Source organism: Phormidium sp. CCY1219 (assembly GCF_055795085.1).
Genome location: NZ_JAYFEQ010000629.1, coordinates 1 through 7,480, shown reverse-complemented (window position 1 = coordinate 7,480; position 7,480 = coordinate 1). Strand labels below are relative to the sequence as shown.

The window sequence follows — 7,480 nt, the reverse complement described above, 5'->3', positions numbered from 1 at the left end:
CTGGTCTTCTGGTCAGGTGAGCTTGGGAAAATAAAGTCTTACCAAGCCCCTCCCTTTAGGGATGGGGTTCCTGACTGCCTGTTAGACTTAAATCACGAGGCATAGCGTACCATATTTAAACAAACTTGCCCCAAATTTTAATCCACAAAAAAACCTGAATCGAGCAAGCTACCCTTGATGCATTTACCTTACCCCGCCTTTGGCGATCGCATTTTATCTCGCCCCACCTGAGTGTGGCGCGTTGCGGGTGTGGCGCGTTTCGAGATTCACACCCAGATAAAATATCCCGCCAACCACAAATGACCCATCACCGAGGACCAATCACCAACCCCCCATCCCCAGTTTCCCCATTTCCATCGAGTCACTCACCCTCAAGAACTTAAACTGCTTTGGAGGGCGAGTGTCCGTTAACTCCTTATATTGAGCGATGGGGAGTATTACCCTTGCTCAGGGAGTTCGCCCTTTTTCCCGAGCAAACTCTTTACATTGTGGCTGGCGTAGCCCACTTCCAGGGGGGGTTCTCCTTGCAAAAGGGTATCGATTTGAGACAGATAGCCTTCGATGCGACTGTCGCTTTTAAAGCTTCGCCGCAAGCGATCGCCGATCGCCTTGAGAATCCAGCGCTGTTGTTCTTCTTGAATCTCCGGTTTAGCCTCCAGTTGGGTCAAAGCGTGAGAGCGAAATACCACAAATTTCTCCGGTTTTTTCGTTTCAAAAACTTCGTGTAATTCCGCACACACCCGGGCCACGAATTCTTGGGTCACGTATTCGAGTACCACCGGTTGCACCGAAAACTCCGCTTGTTCGTTGTCCGAAATCTTTTCGAGTAGCGATCGCCGCCCCAAAGACGCCACCGCCTCCAACAATTCTTGCACCGACACCGGCAATAACATATCCTCGTGCAACCGTTCCAGGGAAATCGGTTGACGGGAGATCGCCAACCAGTATAGAATTTCCTTTTCTAACTCAGACAAGCGCTGAAACTGGCGATCGAGTAAAGCGTGAATCTCGCCAAACACTAAGGTGCCATGTTTGAGAAACAAAGCCGTATTCCCATCAAACAATTCCCGAATTGAAGTGGCTGCAATCTTGAGCAGCAAAGGATTCCCCCGATACAGTTCGATCGGTGTTTCCCACGCCTTGCTTTCATACAACCCTTTGGCTTGCAAAATTTTCCGCGCTTGTTCTGGATTAAGGTCTTTTAACTGAAACGACCGCACCGGAAGGGTTTTGCCTTCGAGCAATCCAATCTCGGTGGGTTTGTCTAAACTGGTCATCACCAAGCTACTTTTATGGGGCTCTTCCCCGAGGCGTCTGAACAAATCCCCATAATCTTCATACCCGGGGCGATAGTGGCCGGCCAATTCTCCGGGTTGTCCCACCGCATCCACACTATCTAAAACTAACAAACAGCGGTAGCGGCGCAAGTATTCGAGCAGATGGGAAATTTTCTCGTTTACATTTGGGGGATGTCCGCTGTGACGGAAATAGAGAAATTTCAGTAAGTTATCTAACAGGTCTTTCAGCGGTGGCGCATGGCGCAAGCTTCGCCACAAAACGCAATCAAATTCTTTGGCAATTTGGTGAGCCAATTTCACCGAAAGTGCCGTTTTGCCAATGCCTGCCATGCCTAAAATGGCCACCATCCGGCAGTTTTCTTCCACGATCCACCTTTGCAGGGTTGCCAGTGGCCGCGATCGACCGTAAAAAATGGACACATCCGGTGCCTCGCCCCAGTCGTAGCGCTCTTGACTGCCCAGGGATCCGCTGTGGGTGCCGCCGGTGGGGAAGAGGTTGTCAGCTTGGGAGTGTTGATACTCGCTGACGAGAATCTGCTGCAATTTGGCCATTTTTCCCGGCCCTGCCCCCCCGATTTTAAATTTTTTGTACACTTCTCCGAGGCGTTTGCGGACCGCTTCTGGGCGAATGCCGAGATGATTGGCGATCGCGGCGATCGAGGAGCCATGTAACGCCTGGGACAATACTTCCATTTCCGATTCGGATACGCCGCGATCGGCGGTTACGGCTTTGAGAAACTCTTCGGGAATCACAACAGTTCTCTGTGTTAACAACAATTCTGGTTTTCTTAGATGCAAATATGTGAGTTTTTGTTCATTTTTTATCAAACCTCACCTTTGTAACCCGTGGCTTGGCGATCGCGGCCACTGTCCCTCCCCTACGGTTTGCTCCCCCAAAACCTTCCCTCCCCCTACCTCGCAACTTCTATTCTCAATTTCCCTTTCCGCTTTGCCACTGAACCCTGAGATTGACCTGTCCTCCCCCCTGCAAACCTCTCCGTCTCTCCTCATGCTCCACCCTTTCCTCAAGTTTTTTTAATGATATCACTTAAGTAAGTCAATCGGCCAACCCCCAGAGTTTTTGCCTGAAATGTTCATCCCTTCCCTGAAAGCCACCTTTCAGGTTCCCCACCCCTCGGCAATTAAAACACTTAAATTGCATAAAAACACCCAAAACATTTAGCCGATACAGGTCAAGCGATTGTTATCCCGCCGTGCGACCCTCGGAATAGCCGTTCCGAAGCGATCGGGCAACATTAATGCCGGATTTACATCCTGTCAGTGACCCTAAATTACGCCATTACAACGGTAAACCGGGACGAAAAAACCTCGATTTCGATATTTCCCTACCCACTGTATCGTTCCGATTTCAAGGCGAGTATTATTCTAGGTAAACCCGCAAATTTACGAGATTAATTAACTGCTTAAACGTTGCAAAATAAATGTTTTAAATTACCAAAATTACCTGTAGGGTGGGCAACGAGTTGCCCACCCTACCCGTGAGGACCGACGCCCTGGGGGAAAGAATTTCCACCCCAAGGCAAGACCCCTGGCAAAGCTAAGCCGTTACCGGTGCTTGGGCGGGATGATTTTGCAACATCAAGCCATATTCCAACCCTTCCACTACCGCTTGATAAGATGCATCGATAATATTGGTGGAGACACCCACGGTAGTCCAGCGGCGCGATCCATTACTCGACTCCACCAACACCCGAGTTTTCGCAGAAGTGCCGGCAGCGCCATCGAGAATCCGCACCTTATAATCCGTAAGCTGGAATTGCTCCAACACCGGATAAAAATTCAGCAATGCTTTTCGCAATGCCGCATCCAGGGCAGAAACCGGCCCATTGCCTTCTGCAGCTTCCAAAATATCCTGACCATTCACCGCCAGTTTTACCGTTGCGAGGGCATTGGTCATCCCTTGCAATTGCTCGCAATGAACGTGAAAGCCTTTAATCTGGAAAAACTGCGGGCGATCGCCCAATGCCGATCGCATCAACAACTCAAAACTCGCCTCTGCCCCCTCAAACTGATACCCCTCATTTTCCAACTCTTTCAACCGCTGCAAAATTTCCCGACTGGCAGGATCGTGCTTATTCAAATCCAACCCAAAATTCCGCGCTTTCACCAACACATTACTCATCCCCGCTTGGTCTGAAATCACGATTCGGCGGAGATTCCCCACCCGTTGCGGGTCAATATGCTCGTAAGTCACCGGGTTGCGCTGCACTGCAGAAACGTGAATCCCCCCTTTATGAGCAAATGCAGACAATCCCACAAACGCCGCATGTTCGTCGGGGGCCAAATTTGCCACTTCGCTGACAAATCGACTGGTTTCGGTCAATTTCGCCAGTTGACCCTCTTCAATGCAGGAATACCCCAGCTTCAGTTGCAGATTCGGAATTAACGAACATAAATTCGCATTCCCGCAACGTTCTCCATATCCATTCATCGTCCCTTGGACCATTTCCACCCCTTCCATTACCGCCGCGAGGGCATTCGCCACTGCAGTTTCCGAGTCATTGTGGGTGTGGATGCCAAAGCGCAACGAAGCATTCGGGGTTTTCTGTACGGTGTTCAGTACAAATCGGACGATTTCGCTGATTTCGTGGGGCATGGTGCCGCCATTGGTATCGCAAAATACCACCCACTCGGCACCTGCAGCGATCGCCGTTTCCAGGGTCTGCATGGCATAGGCGCGATTTTGCTTGAACCCATCAAACCAATGTTCCGCATCGTAAATCACTCTGCGCCCCTGACTTTTCAAATAGGCGATCGTGTCGCGAATCATCGCCAAATTTTCCTCTAACGTGGTGTTGAGTCCTTCGGTAACATGCAGATCCCAGGACTTGCCAAAAATCGTCACCCAGTGGGTACCGGCAGACAAAATCGCCTGTAACATGGAATCTTCCGCCGCCGGAATGCCGGGACGACGGGTGGAGCAAAACGCCACCACTTCCGCATTCTGTAGCGCTTCTTCCTTCACCCGCCAGAAAAATTGTACGTCTTTGGGATTGGCACCGGGCCATCCCCCTTCAATAAATGGAATGCCCATCCTATCCAACCGATGGGCGATTTGCAATTTATCGTCAATCGACAAAGAAAGCCCTTCCCGTTGCGATCCATCTCGCAAGGTGGTGTCGTAAATCCAAATTTGATTTGCGTTGTCTGTAGTCATAATGCCTCTGTGTTGATACTTCAGTGTCGAGAAATTCATGGGGCGCGGAAAACCTCCATCGCCTCTGAGGCGATCGCATTGCCCTGCCAATGTCAAAATAGATAAAGGTACGGTTGGGAAATAAGACGAATGCCAACAATACAAGCGCTCGGAAAAACCATCGAATGCGACCAGGGTGCCAATCTGCGTCAAGTTTTACTCAATGCCGGCATCGAGTTGTACAATGGCAAGGCCAAACTTATCAATTGCCGGGGAATCGGTACTTGTGGCACTTGCGCCGTTGCGGTGGATGGAGAAGTTTCACCCCCCAACTGGCGCGACAAAACCCGGCGATCGCTCCCTCCTCATTCTCCCGCAAAAAATTTGCGTTTGGCTTGCCAAACCGAAGTCCTCGGCGATCTGAAGGTTACAAAATATGACGGCTTTTGGGGACAAGGAGAGCGCATTCTCTGGACGCCAGATGCCCCATCTCCCCAAGACAGCACCACTTGAAGGGACTCACCTGTGGGTTCTCGCCGATGGGGATCGCCGTGGGGTTGCCGATGAATTGTCAGCATTTCTTTATGGTTTGTCCGTCGCCTAGGCGGTCCAGGGGTGGGAAATTCCCCCCTCTGGGGCGAGAACATGGGTTCCCCAGTGCGCCAGAGATGGGCAACCCTCCTCAACTCACCCCTTACCTGGGCGGCAATCCCGACGAACTCGATCTAACTATAAATTCGCGCCGAGAGGCCGAGAATTAACGGAATCTTTGGGATTGTCTGGACTCGCGCTCAGCCACATCTAGCAGTAAACGTTTATTTTTGATGAATACAGCACGTGACGTTGTAATTATTGGCGGTGGGATTATCGGTCTGTCCATTGCCATTGATTTAAAATTAAGAGGTCTGTCGGTGACGGTTTGTTCGCGCTCGTTTGACGAAGCCGCTACTTTAGCCGCCGCCGGAATGCTCGCCCCCCAAGCGGAAGCGATCGCCCCGGGTCCTTTGCTGGATTTATGCCTGCGATCGCGGGCGCTCTATCCGGACTGGACGAGCAAACTGGAAGACCTGAGCGGAATCGATCCGGGTTATTGGCCCTCGGGGATTATCGCCCCGGTTTATGAAGCTCCACCCCCGGGCAATTCGCACCCCTCCCCCGACTGTCCCGCCTATTGGTTGGACAAACACCAACTGGATCTGCATCAATCGGGATTGGATGAAGAGGCGATCGGCGGGTGGTGGTTTCCGGAAGACGGACAAGTGAATACCCGCGCTTTAGGTAAAGCATTGCAAAAAGCGGCGCAAGAGTTAGGAATTGAATTGCGCGAAGGGGTCAGTGTGGAGGCGATCGTGCAGCGACGCGGAAAGGCGATCGCCCTGAAAACCAGCGCCGGGGAGTTACACGGCGGTCATTACGTCCTCGCTACCGGCGCTTGGAGCAATCATTTATTGCCGATTCCGGTTTCTCCGATTAAGGGTCAAATGCTCTCGGTCCGGGTGCCGCAAGGGACTTCTACTCCTCAACCGCGCTTACAGCGGGTGTTGTATGGTCCGAGTACCTATATCGTCCCCCGTCGCGATGGCCAAATTGTTATCGGCGCAACCAGTGAAGCGGTGGACTTTACTTCGGGAAATACCCCGGAAGGCATGCAAGCGCTGTTGTCCCGCGCTACGAAACTCTATCCGACCCTGAAGGATTACCCAATTGAGGAGTTTTGGTGGGGATTTCGCCCGGCTACTCCGGATGAATGTCCTATCCTCGGTCCGAGTCGGATTGAAAATTTAACCTTGGCAACGGGTCATTATCGCAATGGGATTTTGTTGGCACCAATTAGCGCTTCTTTAATTGCTGAGGCGATCGCCAATCAAAATTTCGACCCCTTGTTGGAACACTTTCGCGAAGAGCGTTTTTATTCCTCATCTGCTACTCCTGGGAACTCTACTATGCCTTCACTCACTCATGCTACGGCGATCGCCCCGCAGCAAAATGGCAATTCTACCTTGTCCCTTCTAGATGAGTTGGATGCGCCGGTCACGATCGCCAATCGCCGCTTTCGCTCTCGTTTGATGACCGGAACTGGAAGATATCGCTCGATTGCGGACATGCAGCAGAGCATTCTCGCCAGCGAGTGCGAAATCGTTACGGTGGCGGTGCGTCGCGTGCAGACCAATGCACCGGGCCATGAAGGGTTGGCGGAGGCGATCGACTGGAATAAAATCTGGATGCTGCCCAATACGGCGGGGTGTAAAACTGCTGAGGATGCTATTCGAGTAGCACGATTAGGCCGCGAAATGGCAAAACTGCTGGGACAAGAGGACAATAATTTTGTCAAGTTAGAGGTGATTGCGGATCCGAAATATTTGCTCCCGGATCCCATCGGCACCCTGCAGGCGGCTGAGCAATTGGTGAAAGAAGGGTTTGCAGTCTTGCCTTATATTAATGCAGACCCGATATTGGCGAAGCGCTTGGAAGAGGTGGGTTGTGCCACGGTGATGCCTTTGGGGTCGCCGATTGGATCCGGTCAGGGCATCGCGACGGCGGCAAATATTCAGTTGATTATCGACAATGCTAAGATTCCGGTGGTGGTGGATGCCGGCATCGGGGTGCCTTCGGAGGCGGCGCAGGCAATGGAGATGGGGGCAGATTTGGTGCTGATTAATAGCGCGATCGCCTTGGCTCGCAATCCGGTGGCAATGGCCCGGGCAATGGCGCAAGCGGTGTCCGCCGGACGTTTGGCTTATCTGGCAGGTCGCATTCCCATCCAATCCTCTGCCAGTGCTAGTTCTCCGGTGACGGGCACGGTGTCGGGTTAAGGGCCGCTCTATCACAGGATACCGGGGACTCCCCGTCCCCGCCCCTTGTCGTGACCAGCGGTGGTTCTCCATCGGGATTTGAGAAAATTGCGCTCGAGCGGATTCTATCTGTTATAATAGAAGGTGAAGCTCGAGGGGGCAGGCAGCGCTTTTAAGCAATTTAAGCATTGCTTTTGCGCCCTGCCTGCCCCCTCGGGTTCATTATACCCAAT

General features: G+C 52.0%; 4 protein-coding genes and 1 pseudogene. 3 read left to right on the top strand and 2 right to left on the bottom strand.

The features are described from left to right. Window positions 1–437: 437 nt before the first annotated feature. Window positions 438–2,051, bottom strand: coding sequence for an NB-ARC domain-containing protein (locus tag AC0QH1_RS18005; protein ID WP_324632632.1), 1,614 nt, complete (start codon window positions 2,049–2,051; stop codon window positions 438–440). An 805-nt stretch (window positions 2,052–2,856) separates the two neighbouring features. Then, entirely contained in the window at window positions 2,857–4,476 is a 1,620-nt protein-coding gene (cimA, locus tag AC0QH1_RS18000) for a citramalate synthase (protein WP_324632631.1), read from the bottom strand. A 129-nt stretch (window positions 4,477–4,605) separates the two neighbouring features. Here cimA and AC0QH1_RS17995 point away from each other — a divergent pair, with 129 nt between their 5' ends. From AC0QH1_RS17995 to AC0QH1_RS17985, 3 genes and pseudogenes are all read left to right on the top strand, one after another. Then, window positions 4,606–4,968 (top strand): 2Fe-2S iron-sulfur cluster-binding protein, encoded by a 363-nt coding sequence (locus tag AC0QH1_RS17995; protein ID WP_324632630.1) that lies wholly within the window; start codon window positions 4,606–4,608, stop codon window positions 4,966–4,968. Window positions 4,969–5,279: 311 nt separating this feature from the next. Next, a pseudogene (gene thiO, locus AC0QH1_RS17990) lies at window positions 5,280–6,311 on the top strand (glycine oxidase ThiO); the annotation flags it as partial. A gap of 144 nt (window positions 6,312–6,455) precedes the next feature. Next, window positions 6,456–7,268, top strand: coding sequence for a thiazole synthase (locus tag AC0QH1_RS17985; RefSeq protein ID WP_324632633.1), 813 nt, complete (start codon window positions 6,456–6,458; stop codon window positions 7,266–7,268). Window positions 7,269–7,480 lie beyond the last annotated feature (212 nt).

Bases quoted from the DNA above. Each gene is read 5' to 3' on its own strand.
- AC0QH1_RS17995 (WP_324632630.1), top strand. From the start codon at position 4,606: ATGCCAACAATACAAGCGCTCGGAAAAACCATCGAATGCGACCAGGGT.
- cimA (WP_324632631.1), bottom strand. From the start codon at position 4,476: ATGACTACAGACAACGCAAATCAAATTTGGATTTACGACACCACCTTG.